This is a genomic window from Sulfitobacter sp. D7 (assembly GCF_003611275.1).
GTDB classification, from domain to species: domain Bacteria; phylum Pseudomonadota; class Alphaproteobacteria; order Rhodobacterales; family Rhodobacteraceae; genus Sulfitobacter; species Sulfitobacter profundi.
The window spans coordinates 1,188,511-1,207,038 of sequence record NZ_CP020694.1; the positions used below are offsets into that span (position 1 = coordinate 1,188,511).

Genomic DNA, 18,528 nt, shown 5'->3' on the forward strand with positions numbered 1-18,528 from the left:
GGTTGGTGCTGAGCGCGGCCTCTCGGCGCCTCTTGTATCAGAGGTACCTTAACCGTTTATGCGCCGAATTTGACCACAATATGTCGAAATGCAGGCGATGGCCGCCGCAAGTCGCCGTGCGGGCAGGGCACGAGCAGCGCTGCGGCGGCTCAAACCGCCGCCTGTAGCGCGGTCGCTGGGCAAGCCGCCGGGGCGATGTCGGCTTGCCTATCTGCGCAGCGGTCGGTGCGGTGGTCAGTGCAGCGTGTGGGTGCTTTCGGTCGGGGTCATCTCGCCGATGTAGCTGACGTTCATCAAGGCCGCCTGCGTGCGGTCGCCGTCGATGTTTTGCACAGGGCCCACGGGCACGGCGCTCATCAGGCCAAGCCGGGTCATCCACCGGCTAAAGGTGGCAGGCACAATGCCCAAAACGTGGCTTGCGCCCATGGCATAGGCGGCACCGGCCATTTGGTTCATGAGCATACGTTGCACGGCAATGCGGCGCTGCGCGGGGACCGCGCTGGTCAGGAAAAGGCGGGTCGCTTCCCAAATGTCATCGCGGACGGGCGCTTTGAAAAACAGCACGTCCTGCGGAATGTCCGGCAGCATCCCGAGCTGCGCATCGCGCAGCATGTAGCTGTACTGCGCGCCGGTCGAGGTGGTGGGCATCAAACGCACACCGCCCATGACCTCTCCATACTCGTGCAGAACGATCCAGCGCGCGCGGGGCGTGTCGTACTGGTCAAACTCCATCCCATCAACCTGAGGGAGATCCCATTGCTTGTCATCGATAAAGATTCGGCGTCGGGCCCGGAGGAAATTGACGAATAATTCACCGTGCTGATGCATGTTCAAAAACGACAAAGTTGTGGCGCGCATGTACGGATTGGCCCGGGCGAGGGCCTCTGGGCTGTAGGGATCAGGTTCAGCCGCTTTGGGGCCAAGGAGTTTACGGGGAAAACGATTATTTTTAACTTCCAACGCTTTAGCGTCTTGTGGCGTCAGTTCGGGAAGAACATCCTGCCAAGATTTCCCACTGAAGCTCCGTCCTTGCAGACTCATGTTTGACCTCGAAAATTCGCTGTAAAAATAACTCTTATCAAGAGGCTAACCTCTAGTTGCATGAAATGGCCATACTTATGTCCCATTTCCGGGTGTAGAAGTGGGGAAGATCGCGTCTAACATGTGCGGCGATGCCGAAATGCAACATGTTAAGGGCGTTTGTCGGCAGAATGCTGACATTCGAGCAGCCGACCGAAGAAAACGAGAGCGATGTCGCAGGAAAAAGTAACATACGGGCCGATTCATACGCCGCATCTCGCTGACGCGACTAAGGTGCAGCAGATGCGGGATTATTCCCAAGTCGGCGTTAACCTGTTCTGGCAGCGGCAAATGATTTTTGCGGCGGCCATTTGCCTGTCCGCTTTCTACTACGAACTTTGGCTGTCGATCACGACGTTGATCTTTATCGCGATTTCCGAGACCTTTGACTACCTTCTCTTCTTGCGCATCACCCGGTGGCGCGGGCGCAGCCCCCGTTTGGCGCGGTTGTTCATGAACCGCATCTACCTCGGGACGGTGCTAAGCGCCGGGGTGATCAGCTATTTCGCGCTTGGGATTGCGCTTCAGCAGGGGGCGACGACCCATTTTCTGCCGCTGTTCTTCCTATTCGCGGCAGCGCTTTTTGCGTCGATGAACAACCATCATATCCTGCCAGTGTTGATGCTGCGGCTTGCGATCTATGGGGCGACATTCCTTTTCATTCCAATCTGGGACATCGTCCGCACCGGGGCGAGCATAGAGTCCGAGCTCTGGACCCAGTTGTTCACCGTGGTCTTCGTGCTTTATTTCATCGTCGATTGCTCGCGTATCTTCATGAAAATGTACCGCACCAACCTGCGCCAGTTGGAAGAGTTGAAAGCAGAGCATGAGAAAACCAAGATCGCGTTTAAGGTAAAAACCGAATTCGTTTCGACCATTAGCCACGAGCTGCGCACGCCGATGACATCGATCAAAGGGTCGCTCGATATGGCCTGCGCCGGGGTTCTGGGTGAAATGACCCCGCAGATGGAGAAGGTCTTGAAGATCGCGCAGCGCAATTCGGCGCGGCTCACGTCGATCATTAACGAGATTCTCGACCTGCAAAAGTTCGAGGCGGGCAAGGTGAGCTTTGATATCGAACCGCTTGAAGTGCAAACGATTATCGAAGACGCGATTGAGCTTAATCAGGCTTTTGCAGGCAACTTGGGCGTGACGCTGCGCTATGCCAAGCCTTCGGATGCGGCGGGCATTGCCACCGATGAAAAACGCCTGCAGCAGGTGATGTCCAACCTTCTGTCCAATGCGGCCAAATTCTCGCCCGCGGGGTCGACGGTGAAGGTCACCTCCGTCAAGCACGAGGATAAGGTGCGGATCAGCGTGATTGATGAGGGGATCGGCCTTGCGGAATCCGAGCGGGAGAAGGTCTTTGACGAATTCTCGCAGATCGACTCGTCTGACCAGCGCGCCGTGGGTGGCACCGGTCTGGGCATGAACATCTCCAAGCGGATCATCGAAGCCTTGGGCGGTCAGATCGACTACTTCAAAAACGCGGGCCCCGGCACGACGTTCTATATCGATATGCCGTTGGGCAATGGGTCCGGGCGCGAGTTGGCGCATGGGATACATGTCAAAGATATGGTCAACGGGGACGGGCCGATCGGCGATGAAGAGCCCCAGAAACCCTCCGGGGATCGGGCCGCGGCCTAGGTTCGCGGCTGCCCGGCCCGTCGTCAGTGGCCAATCACTTTCGTCTCGGCGCAGCTTTGTTGTGCGTCTTTCGTGGCCTGCGTGCCGTGGTGCGGGTCAAAGCGGTCTGCCAACACCGCTTTGACCTGATCGCGGATATGCGCAAGGGCGATGCCCGTGCCCCATTAGGCCACCAATTGCCAAGCCATGCCCGCGAAGATGGCTCCGACAAAGGCAAAGGTAAGATAGGCGGCAAAAACATGCGGTTTGACCAGCGCCCAGACAGCGATGGCCGCCGGGATGCAGCTGACCCCGCCTGCGATGACAAAGGACATGGCCGCGCCTTGGGTCATGCCTTGGGCCAACAGCGCGTCGATCAGTGGCACGGCGGCATAGCCGTTGAGATAGGCCGGTGCCCCCACTAAAGCGCCGAGGATAATGGGCATGATCCCGGTGCCGCCCAAGATATTGGCGATCCATTCTGCGGGCACGTAGGTCAGCATCAAGGCTTCGACCACATAGGCGAGTGTGAGCCATTTCACGAGGAACAGCGCGTTGGTCAGAGCCGTGTCGTTGAAACTTGCCCGGCGATCGGCGTCTTGCCAAAACTTCCAGACCGGTGCGCCGGAAAAGGGTTTGGCCGACGAACAGCAGCTGCTTTTCGCCGGCTGGGCGTGCAGCGGATCATTAAAGAGCGGGGTCCGCGATAGAGCCAATACGGTGAAGCCACCGAACATGCCGACGCCAAGTGCTGCGATGGTTTTCGCCACGGCGAAATCGAACCCCAGCGTGCCGGAGGTGATCGCGAACATGGCCGGATCCATCAAGGGGGAGGCAAGCCAGAAGGCCATAACCGCACCCAGCGGGGCGCCAACGGCGAGCAGGGCAGCGATAAAGGGGATCACCTCGCAGCTGCAAAAGGGCGACAGCCCGCCAAGGGCGGCGGCCATGATCACCATCCGGGCCGGATTGCCCTCAAATGCGCGGGCGAGCAGGCTCTCGGCGCCGCTGGCTTTGAGATAGGCCACGGCCAGCACGGCGAAGGCGATGAACGGGGCGGTGCCCAAAAGCGCCTCGGCGGTGAAGATAACGGTCGGCACGATTTGCGGGGGATCCAGCAGGGCGAGGAGGGCAAGAAGAGCCAAGGTGATGCCCCAAGCGCCTTTCAAGAACGCCAGTCGATGGAGCACGGGAGGGGATTGCGTGGTTTCAGCCATGGTCATGCTCCGTACATTCGTTGATTGCGTCTGCGCAGCATTCGGTGAGCAGGAAATTCGCCAGCGCCTGCACTTCTTCATAGGCGACGGCGGCGCAAATTGTGCTGCGGCCTTGCTTTTCTTGTTTCACCAATCCGGCAGAGGCCAAGAGTTTCAGGTGATGCGTCAGGGTCGAGCCGGTCACCCCAGTGCGTTCGCCCAGCGTGCCGATGCTCAGCCCCGCCGATCCGGCGCGCACCAAGGTGCGCAGCACCAAGAGGCGCTGTTCCGATCCAAGTGCTGCAAAGCTGCTGGCGGCGAGGGTGAGGGCGGGGGTTGCGGATTCTTGTTTCATGATTCTAGAAATATCGAAATGTCAGCCTTACGCAAGCTTTATTTCGATATTTGTCGAAGTGATCTGTTGCGGCCCTTTATCTTTCGGCCCTACCGCTTATCTCCTCCTCATGAAGGATATCCGAGATGATCTGGCGGCCTGCCGCCTTTGTGCCGAGCGTTTTGCCGTGACGGCGACCCAGCATTGCCCACGGCCCATCGTCTGGTTCAAACCCGGCGCGCGGCTGCTGATTGCCAGCCAAGCGCCCGGCAAACGGGTGCATGAGGCGGGCAAGCCGTTTTGGGACATGTCCGGCACCCGTCTGCGCGACTGGTTGGGCTTGGACGAGGCGACATTCTATGATCGCGACCGTGTTGCCATCGTGCCGATGGGCTTTTGCTTTCCGGGCTATGACGCCAAGGGCAGTGACCTGCCGCCGCCGCGTATCTGTGCCCAAACTTGGCGCAAGCCCGTACTTGAGATGCTGCCCGACCTGCGTCTGACGGTGCTGATCGGGGCCTATGCGATGAAGTATCACCTGCCCGGATTCCGCAATGTGACCGAGGCCGTCGCGGGGTGGCGGGATCATCCGCCGGGGGTCTTTGCCTTGCCTCATCCGTCTTGGCGCAATACCGGATGGTTGAACAAGAATCCCTGGTTCGCGGAAGAGGTCTTGCCCCGTCTGCGCGCCGCCGTGTCCGAGGTGATGAATGACCGACCGCCAAACTGACCCCCAAGCTGACCTTAAGACAGCCCGGTTGATTGAGCCGACCCCGCTGGACCAAGCCCATGCCGCGATGATGGCCGCCCCCGAGGATGACGCCGCCCGCCTGCGCTTTTACGAGCGTATCGCGGATGTTGAGCTTTTCATGTTGTTGGAGGATGAACCGCAGGGCGATCAGATCAGCCCGGTGCTGCTTGAGGACAGCTATGTCATGGTTTTCGACCGCGCCGCACGGCTGTCGGCCCATGTGGGGGAGGCGTCTCCCTATGTGGCGCTTTCGGGTCGGTCGATTGCCGCGATGTTGGAGGGCCAGCCGCTTGGCATGGCGGTGAACATCGGCGTGGCCCCGTCGGAAATCCTGTTGCCTGCCGAGGCGTTGGACTGGCTGCGCAGCACCTTGGCCCATGCCCCGGGTGAAGTGGAGGCGGGCATCGATCAGGTGTTCCCCCCGCAGGGGCTGCCAGAGACGCTGATCGCCGCGATCGACGCCAAGCTGGCAACAGCGACCGGCATGGCGGCAGGGGCCTTCCTCGTTGGGGTCGAATATACCGGCGGCGGGCGCGGGCATCTGCTGGCCTTCGTCGGCGCGATCCCCCGCGCGCAGGATGCGCTGGTGCGGGCAGCCTCAGAGGCGCTGACCTTTTCGGGGATCGAGGCAGGGGCGATGGATGTGGGCTTCTTTGGTCCCAACGATGCGGTGGTCGAAAAACTGGCCCGCGTTGGCCTGCGCTTTGACCTGCCGCAGATGGAGCCTTTGCAGAACACGCCCCGGATGGCCCCGGGCAGTGATCCGGCGAAACCGCCGAAACTGCGCTAATTTTGCCTTGAGGCAAAGAAAAGGCGGGCAGGGCAATCACGCCCGCCCGCCTTTTTCATTGCATCTTGCCAGTCTTAGCGGCGGCGGTCGCGCCGGGCGCTCATGGGTTGGAAAGCGACGCCGACGTGGGCCTCGCAATAGGGTTTGCCCTGTTGTACGGGCAGGCCGCAGAACCAGAAGTCATCGGTCGCGGGGTCGCCGACGGGCCATTTGCAGGTCCGCTCGGTCAGTTCCATCAGGCCGATCTTCTTGGCCTTCTTCTCGATTTCGCTGACCTTGGCGAGCGCCTCTGGGCTGATCTCATTGGCCGAAGGCTGCGGCGGCAGCGGTTGGCCTGCGGGGATGATCTGTTTGCGCGCGGGCAGGTTGGGCTTAGGCGCCGGGGCTGCGGCGGGCTCTTCGGCTTCGGGCGCAGGGGCGGCTTCGGCCTCGGGTTCCGCTGCTGGCTTGGCGGCGGGCTTTGGCTTGGCCTCGGCCTTGGGCGCTGCGGGCTTGGCCTTGGGCTCTGGCTTGGCAGCCGCTGCGGCGGCGGGTGCCCCGGCGGTGCGGTTCGACAGGCCCAGACGGTGCACCTTGCCAATCACGGCATTGCGCGTCACCCCGCCCAGTTCTTTTGCGATCTGGCTGGCGGACTGGCCTTCGCCCCACATCTTTTTAAGTGTCTCTACGCGCTCATCAGTCCAGGACATACGGGGTTCCCCAGTTAAAAAGCGGCCCCATAGCCCGGACCGCTTTGTCAGTGTATCGGCCCCCATTTTATCTTCTGGGGCCGCAGGTGCAAGCGCCGATGCCCCTTGAGGGCGGCGCGCTGCGATTGGGGCTTTACGTGGGGGATGAAGGGCGGCTATGCAAGGCCCATGATCAAATGTGCCACATATTCCATCCGACGACGCTTCGTTCGATAAACATGGCGCCCTTTAGGGGGCGGCGTGATGGCCTGATCTCGCAGCAGACATGCTGCACCCTTTCAAAAACAACCAAATCCCATTGACCCTGCGCCAGCCCCATGCCCTTTTACCGGCGTGACGCGGCCCTCTTTCAAGGACAAACAGATGATCCCTTCCGTTCTGCCAACCTACAATCGCGCCCCTTTGACCTTTGTCAAAGGCGAAGGCACATGGCTGATCGAGGCGGATGGGCGACGTTTTCTCGACCTTGGCGCGGGGATCGCAGTGAACGCGCTTGGTCATGCGCATCCAGCGCTGGTGAAGGCGCTGACGGATCAGGCCCAAGCGCTGTGGCACACGTCAAACCTTTACCACATCCCGCAGCAAGAGGCGCTGGCTGACCGGCTGGTGGCCGAGACTTTTGCCGACACGGCATTTTTCTGCAATTCAGGGACCGAGGCTTGCGAGTTGGCCGTGAAGATGGCGCGCAAGTATTTCTATGAAGCAGGCCAGCCCGAGCGGGTTGAGATCATCACTTTCAGCGGGTCGTTCCACGGCCGTTCATCTGCCGGGATTGCCGCGGCGGGGTCTGAGAAAATGACCAAAGGTTTCGGCCCGCTGCTGCCGGGTTTCGTACATCTCGATCTTGGCGACAGTGACGCGCTGGAGGCCGCCATCACCGATAAAACCGCCGCCATCATGGTGGAGCCGGTTCAGGGCGAAGGCGGCATCCGCGCCGTGCCAGATGCCGAGTTGCAGCAGATGCGCGCGCTTTGTGACCAACATGGGCTGTTGCTGATTATGGACGAGGTGCAATGCGGCGTTGGGAGGACCGGACGGCTCTTTGCCCATGAATGGGCCGGGGTGACACCCGACATCATGATGGTCGCCAAGGGCATCGGCGGGGGTTTTCCGTTGGGCGCGGTGCTGGCCAATGAAAAGGCCGCGTCGGGCATGACTGCTGGCACCCATGGGTCGACCTATGGCGGCAACCCGCTGGGCTGTGCCGTGGGCTGCGCCGTGCTGGATGTGGTCGCCGATGCGGGCTTTCTGGCAGAGGTGAACCGCAAAGCGGGGCTGATGCGTCAGCGCCTTGAGGGGCTGGTGGCAGAGCATCCGGGTGTCTTTGAAGAGGTCCGTGGCGCGGGGCTGATGCTGGGGCTGAAATGCAAAGTGGCGAATGCGGATGTGGTCGCCTCGGGCTATGACCATGACCTGATCACCGTACCCGCCGCGGACAATGTGATCCGCCTTCTGCCGCCGCTGACCATTTCCGACGATGAGATCGCCGAGGCCGTGACCCGCCTTGACGCCATCGCGCGTGCGCTGACCCCGGCCTGAACGCCATTCACCTAAAATATTCCTCGGGCACCGGAGGCCGTGGCCTTAAACCCGCAAGACAGAGACGACAGATGAACCATTTTCTTGATATCCACCAAACCGACCCCGCCGATTTGCGGCAGATCATCGACAACGCCGCCGCCATGAAGGCCGCGCGCCAAGGCCGCCCGCGCGGCGCGCCGGATGAAGATCAGCCGCTGAAAGACCACATGGTCGCGCTGATCTTTGAAAAACCTTCGACCCGCACGCGCGTGTCTTTCGACGTGGGCGTGCGTCAGATGGGCGGGCAGACCATGGTCCTTTCGGGGGCGGACATGCAGCTTGGCCATGGAGAGACCATCGCCGACACCGCCCGCGTGCTGTCACGCTATGTGGACATGATCATGATCCGCACCTTCGAAGAGCAGACCCTGCTTGATATGGCCGAACATGCTACCGTGCCGGTGATCAACGGGCTGACCAACCGCACGCACCCCTGCCAGATCATGGCCGACATCCAGACGTTTGAGGAACACCGCGGCCCGATCAAGGGGCGCAAGGTGGTCTGGTCGGGCGACGGCAACAATGTCTTTGCCAGCTTTGCCCATGCGGCGAAACAGTTCGACTTTGATCTCGTCTTTACCGGCCCCGAGCCGCTGGACCCTGAAGCGGCGCTCGACGGGCTTTATACCGTCGAACGCAATCCGCAAAAGGCTGTCGAGGGCGCCGATCTGGTGGTGACCGACACATGGGTCAGCATGCATGATCCGCAATCGGCCCGCGAACGGCGGCACAACCAGCTGCGTGGCTATCAGGTGAACGACGCGCTGATGGCGCTGGCGAAACCTGACGCGCTCTTCATGCATTGCCTGCCCGCCCACCGCGATGATGAGGCGACAAGCTCGGTCATGGATGGCCCGCATTCGGTGATCTTTGATGAGGCCGAAAACCGTCTGCACGCCCAAAAAGCCGTCATGCGCTGGTGTCTGGGGGCATGAGCGACGGCCCCCGCATCGTTGTGGCGGGCGCGGGGGCGATCGGTTGTTTCATCGGCGGATTGCTGGCCGGGGCCGGGCATTCCGTAACCCTGCTGGCCCGGCCTCGTATTCAGGCCGAGATCCGCACCCACGGGCTGACGTTGACCGATTTTGGCGGCATGGCCCGCTACCTCTCGGCGGATGATCTGACCCTTGCGGGTGATGAGACCTGCCTGCGCGATGCCGATATCGTGCTGGTCACGGTTAAATCGCGCGACACCGAAAACATCGCCCGGCAAATCGCCCGCCACAGCGCGCAGGGCGTGCAGGTTATCAGCCTGCAAAACGGCATGGGCAACCGGGCGATTTTGGCGCAGCATCTGCCGCAGCATGATCTGCGCGCCGGGCTGGTGCCCTTCAACGTCGTGGCCATGGGACAGGGGTGCTACCACCGGGCAAGCTCGGGCGATCTGGTGATCGAGGGCGGACCGGCGGATCTGGCGGCGCGGCTGTCGTTGCCGGATCTGAAGGTGGTGGAACACGCGGATATCACGGCCCTGCAATGGGGTAAGTTCCTGATGAACCTCAACAACGCGCTGAACGCGCTAAGCGGGTTGCCGTTGCAAGCCCAGTTGCAGGATCGGGCGTGGCGGCGTCTGATGGCCGATCAATGGGCCGAGGCGCTTGCCATTCTGCGGGCAGAGAAGATCCGCCCTGCTATGACCACGCCAATCCCGGCGCGGCTGGTCCCGGCTCTGTTGCGCCTGCCGACACCGCTGTTCTCACGCATCGCCTCGGCCATGTTGCAGATTGATCCGCAGGCGCGGACCTCCATGGCGCAGGACCTTGCCGCCCTCCGCCCGACCGAGATCGACGCGTTGCAAGGCGAGGTGCAGCGCCGCGGGCAGGCGCTTGGCCGGGCGACACCGGTAACGGATATGGTCTTGCGGGTGATGGGCTGGGCAGAGCTTGCAGGCGAGGGGCTGCCGCATTTGCCGGTCACCGCCCTGGGGGCCGAGATGGCAGCAGGGCAGGACCAGCAAGAGGGGTAAGGCGCGGACGCGCCTGACCTCAGTTCACGAGGGTGTTGAGCACCCAAAAGACCATGGCAGAGAGCAGGGCCGCGGCGGGCACGGTAATTACCCAAGCCGCGACGATGGTCATGAAATGCGACCGGCGCACCAGCTTGCGGCGGCGGCGCTCTTCCTTGGCGATGCGTTTCACTTCGCTGGTTTGGCCGCCGATCCGGCGCAGGCGCCGCTCCATATGCCATTCGCGGTAAAAGCCCACGCCAAATACCCCGCCCACAGCGATATGGGTGGAGGACACAGGCAGGCCCAGCCAGCTTGCCACGATCACGGTGATCGCCGCCGAAAGGGCCACGCAATAGGCGCGCATCGGGTTCAGCTTGGTGATCTGGCTGCCGACCATGCGGATCAGTTTCGGCCCAAAAAGGAACAGACCAAAGGAGATGCCGAAGGCGCCGATGATCATGACCCATGTCGGGATGCTGACCTTATCCTCAAAGCCGCCGAACTCTGTCGCATGTACGATCGCCGCCAGCGGCCCCACCGCATTGGCCACGTCATTGGCCCCATGCGCAAAGCTGAGAAGGGCGGCAGACAGCACCAGCGGCAGGCCAAAAAGCGTTTTGACCGAGCGGTTGCGGTTCTCCATCCCCTCGGACGCGCGGCGGATCAACGGGGCGGAGATGGCATAGACCACCAGCCCCGTCACCAGCCCGATGATCAAGGCCATGGGCATGTCGATACTGATGATTTTCTTGAGGCCCTTCAGCGCCAAATAGGCCGCAAAGACCCCGGCCATCAGACCCACGAGCACCGGCACCCATGTGCGCGCGGCGGCGATTTTGTCGTCTTGGTACAGGATCCGTGCCTTGATGAACGCAAGGAACATCGCCGCCACGGCACCGCCCAACACGGGAGAGATCACCCAGCTTGCGGCGATCATGCTCATCGAGCTCCAGTTGACCGCGCCAAGGCCCGCAGCTGCGATGCCCGCGCCCATGACACCGCCCACGACCGAATGGGTCGTCGACACCGGCGCGCCGACCCATGTGGCAAGGTTTACCCAAAGCGCGGAAGACACCAGCGCTGCCATCATCGCCCAGACAAAGATGCGCGTGTCGGCCACGCTGGCCGGGTCGATGATGCCCTTGGAAATGGTCGAGACGACATCGCCCCCCGCCAGCAAGGCACCGGCGGATTCGCACAAGGCCGCAATCACGATCGCTCCGCCCATGGTCAGCGCATTGGCGCCCACGGCGGGGCCCATGTTGTTGGCCACGTCGTTCGCGCCGATATTCACCGCCATATAGGCGCCGAAGATCGCCGCCGCGATCACGACAAAGCTAGAGGGCTGATGCCCGAAGAAGACCGCCGCAACGGCACCTGCCACCACGATAAAGGCCAGCGCAATGCCCGGCGCCACGAGGGGGCGGGCGACATAGGTCGCGGCCAGTTCGACTTGCGAAATGCGGTTGAGGTCCTTGTCCAGCGTCTTCCACTGGCTGCCCTGCGGTTCCGTTGCCATTCCTGTATGATCTCCCAACGATCCTAACGTTCAGCGGGGGGTGACATAAGGCTATCGAGGGCGCAAGTCACCCTGTCACAAAATTGTAACATTCGGCGGAGGGCGGCATTGGCTGTTGGGGAAGGGCAATGGGGCACCGGGCCGAGACCCGATGCCATTAGGCTTTAGTGAAAGGCAGATAAGATTGCTTTAAGATCAGGCTCATCCACCAGTTCCGCCGCCTCTTGGGGCGTGAACCACGCGCGCTTGCGCATGCCCGCTTCGGGGTATTCCTCGCTTAAATCGCGCACGCGAGTGAGATAGACCTGTGTGGTCACGGGCACGGTCAAGCCTTCGCCGAGACCCTTGTCATAGTCGAAAATGCCCATCGGATCGGATTCGATGTCGGCTTTTGTCACCCCGGCCTCTTCCCATGCTTCTTGCAAGGCGGCTCCGGCACCGTCCAACCCGTCGATCGGCCAGCCCTTGGGCAAAATCCAGCGGCCCGTGTCACGGCTGGTGATCAGCAGCACCTTTTTGCCTGCCTCGGACTCGCGGTAGCAAAGGGCCGCCACCTGCACGCGGCGGGGACGTTTGAAAATAGGAAGGACCATATCCTCCCAAGCGCGTCTAAATACTTGTGTCATTACAGAACTATGCCTCGGTCGGGTGTTTTTCTTGTTATCCCCGCATTATATAGTGTTCCCGAACGCAAATCAAACTGCGGCGCGCCGGATCGGCGGGCTTGGCAGTATGACCGGCTAGAAATGAGGCATGATCGTTATGGCAACTGGCACGCAGGCGGACGGGGGCGCGGCACGGGGGGCAGGCGCCGATATCGGGGTATACGGGCTGGGCACCATGGGCTCGGCTCTGGCGCTGAACTTGGCCGACAACGGCTTTACCGTGGCGGTGAGCAATCGTGAGGCAGAGTGGATCGCGCCTTTCCTTAACGAAGCCGGCCCGCTGGCCGAGCGTCTGATCGGGGCCGAACGGCTGGAAGATTTCGTCGCCGCCATCGCCCGCCCGCGCAGCATCTTGTTCATGATCCCCTCTGGCGCACCGGTCGATGCGATGATCGAGACGATCAAACCGCTGCTGGATGAGGGCGACACCTTGATCGACGGCGGCAACGCCGATTTCCACGACACCCGCCGCCGCAGTGCCGCATTGGACGGCACCGGTCTGCATTTCGTCGGCATGGGCGTGTCGGGCGGAGAGGCCGGGGCGCGCAATGGCCCGTCGATGATGGTGGGCGGCAGCGAACATTCGTGGACCCAGTTCAAACCGATGGCCGAGACGATTGCCGCCCATTTCGAAGGCTCCCCCTGCGTGGCGCATCTGGGCCCCGACGGGGCGGGGCATTTCGTCAAGACGGTGCATAACGGTATCGAATATGCCGACATGCAGATGATCGCCGAAGTCTACGGCCTGCTGCGGGATGCAGGCGGGCAGGGCGCGGTGGAGATCGGCAACCTTTTCGCCGACTGGCGCAAGGGGCCGCTGAATTCCTATCTGATCGAAGTGTCGGCGGCCGCGCTTTTGTCGGTCGATGCCCAAAGCGGCACGCCGATGGTCGACGTGATCCGCGATCAGGCGGGGCAGAAGGGCACCGGGCGCTGGACCTTGATCGAAGCGCTCAAGATGGGGCAATCGGCCAATACCATCGAAGCCGCCGTCGGCGCGCGTGGCTGGTCGAGCGAAAAGGCCGTGCGCGAGATGGCCGAACCGTTGCTGGCCGAAGGCGTGCAAGACGCGCCACTGCCTGAGGTGGACGATCTGGAAATGGCGCTTTTGGCGGGGCGGATCATCGGCCACGCGCAGGGCTTTCGCATTCTTTCTGCGGCCTCGGAGGAGTTCGACTGGTCCCTCGACATGGCGCGGATTTCCGAGATTTGGCGGGCGGGCTGCATCATCCGCTCGGCGCTGTTGGACGAGTTTGCCGACGCCTTCCGGGGTGAGTTGCCGGGCGGGCATCTGATCCTTGCCCCCGCCATGCGCAAACGGCTGGAAGAGAGCGTTCCCGCGTTGCGGCGTGTGGTGGCGGCGGGCGCGCTGCTCGGCGTGGCGCTGCCTGCGCTGTCGGCGGCGCTCGCGTGGTATGATAGCATGCGCCGGGCGCGCGGCACGGCCAATATGATCCAAGCTCAGCGCGATTTCTTCGGCGCGCATGGGTTCGAGCGGATAAGCGAAGAGGGCAAGTTCCACGGGACGTGGACGCCTTTGCCGTAAGGGGGCTTACGGGTCCGGAAACAAGCCGAAGGCGCCGGACCATCGCCTGCCCGCCCGGTCGGGGAGGCGATTTAGCAACGGGCGGAACACGACGAAAAGCCCACCCATGGTTGCGCCATAAAGTGGCATGAAATTAGCGTAGCATCGCCACCCCGCGGGGAGGCGATGGACCTCGTTAGGCTTTGGCAAACGGGTCCACCGGATAGCTCACATGCGCCAGATAAAGCCCCTGCGGCGGGCAGACCGGCCCACAGGCCGCACGGTCCTTTGCCGCAAGCGCCGTCCCCATATCCGCCACGCTCCAAGAGCCCGCGCCGACACGCTCCAGCGAGCCGACGAAGCTGCGCACCTGATTGTGCAGGAAAGACCGCGCGCGGACGTCGAAATGATATTCCGTCCCGGCCATGGTCTCGACCTGAGAGACCTGCAAGCGGTCTAGTGTTTTCACCGGGCTTTCCGCCTGACAGACGGTTGAGCGGAAGGTGGTGAAATCATGTTTACCCACCAAAAGATCCGCCGCCGCCTGCATCGCCTCTACATCCAAGCCATGTTTGATCTGCCAAACCAACCCCGCCTGATGCACCGCCGGGGCACGCCGGCTGAGGATGCGGAAATGATAGCGGCGCTCAAGCGCCGAGAAACGGGCATGGAAGTCCTCGGGGGCCAGTACGCAATCGGTGATCGCAATGGGCTGCGGTTTCAGATGATAATTCAGCGCTTCGCCCAGACGAAAGGGCCGCCAGTCGCGGGCCATGTCGCAATGGGCAACCTGCCCCAGCCCATGCACGCCGGTATCGGTGCGCCCGGCGGCGGCGATGGTATGCGCGCCCGGCTCCAACTTGGCCAAGGCGGCCTCGATCGCGCCTTGTACCGTGGGTTGGTCAACCTGACGTTGCCACCCATTGAAGGGCGCACCGTGGTATTCGATTTTCAAGGCATATCTGGGCATGAACGGGGCCTTAGCGCGGGCGGGCGCTTCTGGCAATCCCCGGCTGCCGACCCTATGTTAACGGCAAAGACAAGGGGACGGGCGCAGCTTTGGGTATCACAGGCATTGCCGACGGCATTTGGCGGCAGTTTGAGAATGTCACCGACACGGTGGGAGAGACGTTTTTCGAGCCGGTGATCCGGCTTGGGGTCACGGGTCTTGCGCGCTCGGGCAAGACGGTTTTCATCACCTCGCTGGTGGCGAACCTGCTGGACCGGGGGCGGATGCCGGGGCTGTTGGCGGCCTCCGAAGGGCGGATAGAGGCGGCGTTTTTGCAGCCACAGCCCGACGATACCGTGCCGCGTTTTGACTATGAGAACCACCTCGCCGCGCTGACCGGCAAGACGCCGCATTGGCCGGAAAGCACGCGGGCGATTTCGGAACTGCGGCTGTCGCTCAAGGTGCGGCCCAATGGGCTGCTGGCGGGGCTGCAAGGGCCGCGCACGCTGCATCTGGATATCGTGGATTACCCCGGCGAATGGCTGCTTGATCTGGCGCTGATGGATGTCTCCTACGCCGAATGGTCCGCGCAGGTGATTGAGCGTATCGCCTCGCGTGAGGAGGCGGCGGGCTACCGCGCGTTGGCCGAGCAGACCGACCCCCATGCCGAGTTGGAAGAAACCACCGCCCGCAGGCTTGCCGACAGCTTTGCCGATTATCTGCAAACCGCCCGCGCCAATGGCTATTCCGACTGTACGCCGGGGCGGTTTCTGCTGCCCGGTGACCTTGCAGGCTCACCGGTGTTGACCTTCGCGCCGCTGCCGGGCTCAGACGGGGCACCGCGTAAGTCGCTGATCCGCGAAATGGCGCGGCGGTTCGAGGCCTATAAGAAACAGGTGGTGCAGCCCTTCTTCCGGGATCATTTTTCTAGGATCGACAGGCAGGTGGTGCTGGTCGACGCGCTTGGCGCGATCCACCAAGGGCCGCGGGCGGTCGAAGACCTGCGCGGCGCGATGGCCGATATTCTGGGCGCCTTCCGTCCGGGGACAAACAACTTCCTGACCAGCCTGCTGCGCGGCAAGCGGGTTGAGAAAATCCTGTTTGCGGCCACCAAGGCCGACCACCTGCACCACAGCCAGCACCCACGGTTGAGCGGCATCATGCAGGCGCTGATCCGTGACGCGCGGGACCGGGCTCAATACGCAGGCGCGGGCACGCGGGCGATGGCCATCGCCAGCCTGCGCGCCACGACCGAAGACGTGATGACCCATGGTGGAGAGCCGCTCGACGTGGTGCGCGGCACGCTTTTGAACGACGATGAAACACGCGGGCGGCAGGCGGCATTCTACCCCGGAGAGTTGCCCGAAGACCCGGCGCATTTGCTGACCCCCGCCCGGCAGGGCGCGCAGGAATGGCTGGGCGCGGATTACCAGATCATGCGCTTTGCCCCAGCGGTGTTGGACCTGCGCCCCGGCGACGGCCCGCCCCATATTCGGCTCGACCGCGCGGCTGAATTTCTGATCGGGGACCGGCTATGACCGCGGTGCTGACCCGCCCCGCCACCCTGCGCCTCGCGCAACCCCTCGACGCTGGCGCGGTGGGCGGCATCATGAGCGATTTTGCCCGCGATACCAATTGGTTGCCGCGCATTCATACGGCGGCTGAGGATATTGCCCACGCTGACGCAATGATCGCCCGCGGCTGGGTCACGGTGGCCGAGCAGTCAGGCCGGATCGCCGGTTTCGCGGCCTGTGAGGGCGGCGAGTTGGATGCGCTTTATGTGTCGCAGGCGGCGCGGGGACGGGGCATTGGCTCGGCCTTGTTGAAAAGGTTAAAGACGCGCCATAAGGCACTGACTTGCTGGACATTTCAGGCCAATGCAGAGGCCATCGCTTTTTACCGCCACCACGGGTTTGCCGAAACCGCACGCGGCGATGGCAGCGCCAATGACGAAGGGCTGCCCGATCTAACATTGCACTGGCAAAGGGAGGCCGCCTGATGGCCCGGGGACCGATCCTGTTCGACCTAGAAGAAGACGCCAAGCCCCAGCCCTCGGTCGCCGACGCGCCTGCTGTGCCAGAGTTGGACGTGGAAGCGCCGCCGCCCAAGGGCCAAGCGATGCAGATCGCCGCACGGCTCGCCGCGCGCAAACCCTCGCGGCTGGTGCGGATGTTCTGGGCGCTGGCCGGGGCGCTGGTGACGGCGCTGGTGTCGATCGCGGCTTGGACCTTCGTTATCGACCTGATGGCGCGCTACCCGCTGCTGGGCTGGGCGATGACGCTGCTGATTGGGGCGTTCTTGCTGGTGCTACTGCTGCTGTCCCTGCGTGAAATGGCGGCCTTTGGACGGCTGGCGCGGCTGGACGGGCTGCGCCATGACGCGGGCGAGGCGCTGGCACAGGGGGATTTGGCCGCCGCCCGCAGCGTGACGGATCGGCTGGAAACGCTTTACAAAGACCGTGAAGACACCCGCTGGGGCCGCGACCGGCTGACCGAACTGCGCGGCGATCAATTCGATGCCGAGGCGCTGCTAGGGCTGGCCGAGAGCGAGGTTCTAGCCCCCCTCGACCGCGCCGCCACCCGCGAGGTCGAGGCCGCCGCCCGGCAGGTCGCCGCCGTGACGGCACTGGTCCCCTTGGCGCTGGCTGATGTGGCCGCGGCGCTCAGCAGCAACCTGCGGATGATCCGCCGCATTGCCGAGATCTATGGCGGGCGTTCGGGCTTTTTCGGCTCGTGGCGGCTGACCCGCGCAGTGCTGTCGCATTTGGTCGCCACCGGGGCCGTGGCGGTGGGCGACGACCTGATTGAGCCGCTTTTGGGGGGCTCCATCGTGGCCAAGCTGAGCCGACGTTTTGGCGAAGGGCTGGTGAACGGCGCGCTGACCGCGCGCGTGGGCGTGGCCGCGATCGAGGTCTGCCGCCCACTGCCCTTTGCCCGCGAAAAACGCCCCGGCGTGCGGGGCATCGTCAAACGCGCGCTGACCGGGGTGTTTGGCAACGGCTAACGGATCAGGCCGCTGCGACCGCCTCCCGCACGGCGCGCAGCGGGTGTTGGATCAGGCCGGGCCAAGGTGAGACCTGCAACCCGGGGGCATAGCCCCACCGCGCGGCTTCCTCCGCCTGTTCCGCCGTCATCTGCGGGACCCCGGTATAGCTTTGGTTGCCATCCGCGATGCCTTCGGGCAGCGCCGCTTCGGAAAGGTCGATGAAACGCGCGATCCGGCGCAGGGCGCGGGGGGCGTCGGCGACGATGTCCTCGTAGCGCAGCACCATCACCGCATGAAGATAGGGCAGGTCGCCCAACATCTGCGCTTGTGCCGCGATCCAGTGATCGATCAACGCCTGTGGCGGGGCATCGACCCATGCGGCGACGGAGGCCGCGACCGCTTCGGGGTGGCGCAGGACCACGATGAATTGCGACATCGGAAAGAGGTGCTGCATCAACCGCATGCGGGTCAGGTTCACCGGCGATTTCTCAACCCGCCAGCGCAGGTCGGGGGCGAACCACGGCGCCCAGTCCTGCGCCAGCCGGGTCTTTGTCTCCAAAGTGTTGAGCGGGTGGGCCTCGGTCAGATGTTCCTGTGGATTGGTGGCGAAATGCATGGGCCGCCCGGATTGCGCCGTGTGGGGGATGGCCCCTTGCAGATAGACGCCTTCATTCTCGGGCGCTGCCGATCCGGCGATGCCGCCCGCGCCGGGCAGGGCATTGGCCAGCCGATTGACCAACGACGTGCCAGAGCGGTGCAGCCCGCCGATGAACAGATAGCGCGGAGGGATCTGGGAAGGCATTGGCGGGCTCTGATTGGGGCTGGGCAGGGTACAGTGGCTAGAAGCTAGGACCGCCATGCCCGCCGTCGAGAAATGTATGCATTAACAT

Annotated in this window: 18 protein-coding genes; 10 read left to right on the top strand and 8 right to left on the bottom strand. The window is 63.1% G+C overall.

Annotated features, from left to right (window positions below):
- Nucleotides 1–234: 234 nt before the first annotated feature.
- Complete coding sequence (locus tag B5M07_RS05735) at nt 235–858, bottom strand: acyl-homoserine-lactone synthase (RefSeq protein WP_254693987.1); 624 nt, start codon at nt 856–858, stop codon at nt 235–237.
- 465 nt (nt 859–1,323) lie between these two features.
- On the opposite strand from B5M07_RS05735, the gene B5M07_RS05740 reads away from it, so the two are divergent.
- Nucleotides 1,324–2,727 carry a sensor histidine kinase gene (locus B5M07_RS05740; protein ID WP_240791632.1) on the top strand — a complete coding sequence of 468 codons (1,404 nt, stop codon included), beginning with the start codon at nt 1,324–1,326 and terminating at the stop codon, nt 2,725–2,727.
- Nucleotides 2,728–2,891: 164 nt separating this feature from the next.
- Here the strand turns inward: B5M07_RS05740 and B5M07_RS05745 are convergent, their stop codons facing one another.
- Complete coding sequence (locus B5M07_RS05745) at nt 2,892–3,923, bottom strand: permease (protein ID WP_162931819.1); 1,032 nt, start codon at nt 3,921–3,923, stop codon at nt 2,892–2,894.
- Nucleotides 3,916–4,257 (bottom strand): ArsR/SmtB family transcription factor, encoded by a 342-nt coding sequence (locus B5M07_RS05750; RefSeq protein WP_120350593.1) that lies wholly within the window; start codon nt 4,255–4,257, stop codon nt 3,916–3,918. Before B5M07_RS05750 ends, B5M07_RS05745 begins: the two co-directional genes overlap by 8 nt.
- A 109-nt stretch (nt 4,258–4,366) precedes the next feature.
- On the opposite strand from B5M07_RS05750, the gene B5M07_RS05755 reads away from it, so the two are divergent.
- Nucleotides 4,367–4,966 carry a uracil-DNA glycosylase family protein gene (locus B5M07_RS05755; RefSeq protein WP_120350594.1) on the top strand — a complete coding sequence of 200 codons (600 nt, stop codon included), beginning with the start codon at nt 4,367–4,369 and terminating at the stop codon, nt 4,964–4,966.
- A gap of 28 nt (nt 4,967–4,994) precedes the next feature.
- Complete coding sequence (locus B5M07_RS05760) at nt 4,995–5,777, top strand: SseB family protein (protein ID WP_120352164.1); 783 nt, start codon at nt 4,995–4,997, stop codon at nt 5,775–5,777.
- A gap of 74 nt (nt 5,778–5,851) precedes the next feature.
- On the opposite strand, the gene B5M07_RS05765 is transcribed toward B5M07_RS05760, so the two are convergent.
- Nucleotides 5,852–6,466, bottom strand: a complete 615-nt coding sequence (locus tag B5M07_RS05765) for a GcrA family cell cycle regulator (RefSeq protein WP_120350595.1) — start codon at nt 6,464–6,466, stop codon at nt 5,852–5,854.
- Nucleotides 6,467–6,829: 363 nt separating this feature from the next.
- Between B5M07_RS05765 and B5M07_RS05770 the strand changes: the two genes are divergently transcribed.
- From B5M07_RS05770 to B5M07_RS05780, 3 genes are all read left to right on the top strand, one after another.
- Nucleotides 6,830–8,005: an aspartate aminotransferase family protein gene (locus tag B5M07_RS05770; RefSeq protein WP_120350596.1), complete on the top strand. Its 1,176-nt coding sequence runs from the start codon at nt 6,830–6,832 to the stop codon at nt 8,003–8,005.
- Nucleotides 8,006–8,076: 71 nt separating this feature from the next.
- Nucleotides 8,077–8,982 carry an ornithine carbamoyltransferase gene (gene argF, locus B5M07_RS05775; protein ID WP_067627797.1) on the top strand — a complete coding sequence of 302 codons (906 nt, stop codon included), beginning with the start codon at nt 8,077–8,079 and terminating at the stop codon, nt 8,980–8,982.
- Nucleotides 8,979–10,013 (top strand): 2-dehydropantoate 2-reductase, encoded by a 1,035-nt coding sequence (locus B5M07_RS05780; protein ID WP_120350597.1) that lies wholly within the window; start codon nt 8,979–8,981, stop codon nt 10,011–10,013. The genes argF and B5M07_RS05780 overlap by 4 nt, the downstream gene beginning before the upstream one ends.
- Before the next feature lie 19 nt (nt 10,014–10,032).
- Here the strand turns inward: B5M07_RS05780 and B5M07_RS05785 are convergent, their stop codons facing one another.
- Together B5M07_RS05785 and B5M07_RS05790 are read right to left on the bottom strand one after the other, a co-directional pair.
- Nucleotides 10,033–11,514 (bottom strand): inorganic phosphate transporter, encoded by a 1,482-nt coding sequence (locus B5M07_RS05785; RefSeq protein WP_120350598.1) that lies wholly within the window; start codon nt 11,512–11,514, stop codon nt 10,033–10,035.
- A 164-nt stretch (nt 11,515–11,678) separates the two neighbouring features.
- Complete coding sequence (locus B5M07_RS05790; RefSeq protein WP_120350599.1) at nt 11,679–12,140, bottom strand: NUDIX hydrolase; 462 nt, start codon at nt 12,138–12,140, stop codon at nt 11,679–11,681.
- 136 nt (nt 12,141–12,276) lie between these two features.
- Between B5M07_RS05790 and gndA the strand changes: the two genes are divergently transcribed.
- Complete coding sequence (gene gndA, locus B5M07_RS05795; RefSeq protein ID WP_120352165.1) at nt 12,277–13,725, top strand: NADP-dependent phosphogluconate dehydrogenase; 1,449 nt, start codon at nt 12,277–12,279, stop codon at nt 13,723–13,725.
- A 175-nt stretch (nt 13,726–13,900) separates the two neighbouring features.
- Here the strand turns inward: gndA and truA are convergent, their stop codons facing one another.
- Nucleotides 13,901–14,674, bottom strand: a complete 774-nt coding sequence (gene truA / locus B5M07_RS05800) for a tRNA pseudouridine(38-40) synthase TruA (RefSeq protein ID WP_120350600.1) — start codon at nt 14,672–14,674, stop codon at nt 13,901–13,903.
- Between the two features lie 89 nt (nt 14,675–14,763).
- Here truA and B5M07_RS05805 point away from each other — a divergent pair, with 89 nt between their 5' ends.
- From B5M07_RS05805 to B5M07_RS05815, 3 genes are read left to right on the top strand one after another with little or no spacing between them, the layout of a single operon-like run.
- Nucleotides 14,764–16,191, top strand: coding sequence for a YcjX family protein (locus tag B5M07_RS05805; protein ID WP_120350601.1), 1,428 nt, complete (start codon nt 14,764–14,766; stop codon nt 16,189–16,191).
- A complete protein-coding gene (locus tag B5M07_RS05810) occupies nt 16,188–16,652 on the top strand; it encodes a GNAT family N-acetyltransferase (RefSeq protein ID WP_120350602.1) in 465 nt (154 codons plus the stop codon). The genes B5M07_RS05805 and B5M07_RS05810 overlap by 4 nt, the downstream gene beginning before the upstream one ends.
- Nucleotides 16,652–17,656 (top strand): YcjF family protein, encoded by a 1,005-nt coding sequence (locus tag B5M07_RS05815; protein ID WP_120350603.1) that lies wholly within the window; start codon nt 16,652–16,654, stop codon nt 17,654–17,656. Before B5M07_RS05810 ends, B5M07_RS05815 begins: the two co-directional genes overlap by 1 nt.
- A 4-nt stretch (nt 17,657–17,660) precedes the next feature.
- Here B5M07_RS05815 and B5M07_RS05820 read toward each other — a convergent pair whose 3' ends face one another.
- Nucleotides 17,661–18,440: a sulfotransferase family protein gene (locus B5M07_RS05820; RefSeq protein WP_120350604.1), complete on the bottom strand. Its 780-nt coding sequence runs from the start codon at nt 18,438–18,440 to the stop codon at nt 17,661–17,663.
- Between the last annotated feature and the right edge of the window lie 88 nt (nt 18,441–18,528).

What these genes read in the sequence shown, in the direction of transcription:
- B5M07_RS05735 (WP_254693987.1), bottom strand. Translation starts at nt 858, where the DNA reads ATGCGCGCCACAACTTTGTCGTTTTTGAACATGCATCAGCACGGTGAA.
- B5M07_RS05740 (WP_240791632.1), top strand. Translation starts at nt 1,324, where the DNA reads ATGCGGGATTATTCCCAAGTCGGCGTTAACCTGTTCTGGCAGCGGCAA.
- B5M07_RS05745 (WP_162931819.1), bottom strand. Translation starts at nt 3,923, where the DNA reads ATGGCTGAAACCACGCAATCCCCTCCCGTGCTCCATCGACTGGCGTTC.
- B5M07_RS05750 (WP_120350593.1), bottom strand. Translation starts at nt 4,257, where the DNA reads ATGAAACAAGAATCCGCAACCCCCGCCCTCACCCTCGCCGCCAGCAGC.
- B5M07_RS05755 (WP_120350594.1), top strand. Translation starts at nt 4,367, where the DNA reads ATGAAGGATATCCGAGATGATCTGGCGGCCTGCCGCCTTTGTGCCGAG.
- B5M07_RS05765 (WP_120350595.1), bottom strand. Translation starts at nt 6,466, where the DNA reads ATGTCCTGGACTGATGAGCGCGTAGAGACACTTAAAAAGATGTGGGGC.
- B5M07_RS05770 (WP_120350596.1), top strand. Translation starts at nt 6,830, where the DNA reads ATGATCCCTTCCGTTCTGCCAACCTACAATCGCGCCCCTTTGACCTTT.
- argF (WP_067627797.1), top strand. Translation starts at nt 8,077, where the DNA reads ATGAACCATTTTCTTGATATCCACCAAACCGACCCCGCCGATTTGCGG.
- B5M07_RS05780 (WP_120350597.1), top strand. Translation starts at nt 8,979, where the DNA reads ATGAGCGACGGCCCCCGCATCGTTGTGGCGGGCGCGGGGGCGATCGGT.
- B5M07_RS05785 (WP_120350598.1), bottom strand. Translation starts at nt 11,514, where the DNA reads ATGGCAACGGAACCGCAGGGCAGCCAGTGGAAGACGCTGGACAAGGAC.
- B5M07_RS05790 (WP_120350599.1), bottom strand. Translation starts at nt 12,140, where the DNA reads ATGACACAAGTATTTAGACGCGCTTGGGAGGATATGGTCCTTCCTATT.
- gndA (WP_120352165.1), top strand. Translation starts at nt 12,277, where the DNA reads ATGGCAACTGGCACGCAGGCGGACGGGGGCGCGGCACGGGGGGCAGGC.
- truA (WP_120350600.1), bottom strand. Translation starts at nt 14,674, where the DNA reads ATGCCCAGATATGCCTTGAAAATCGAATACCACGGTGCGCCCTTCAAT.
- B5M07_RS05810 (WP_120350602.1), top strand. Translation starts at nt 16,188, where the DNA reads ATGACCGCGGTGCTGACCCGCCCCGCCACCCTGCGCCTCGCGCAACCC.
- B5M07_RS05815 (WP_120350603.1), top strand. Translation starts at nt 16,652, where the DNA reads ATGGCCCGGGGACCGATCCTGTTCGACCTAGAAGAAGACGCCAAGCCC.
- B5M07_RS05820 (WP_120350604.1), bottom strand. Translation starts at nt 18,440, where the DNA reads ATGCCTTCCCAGATCCCTCCGCGCTATCTGTTCATCGGCGGGCTGCAC.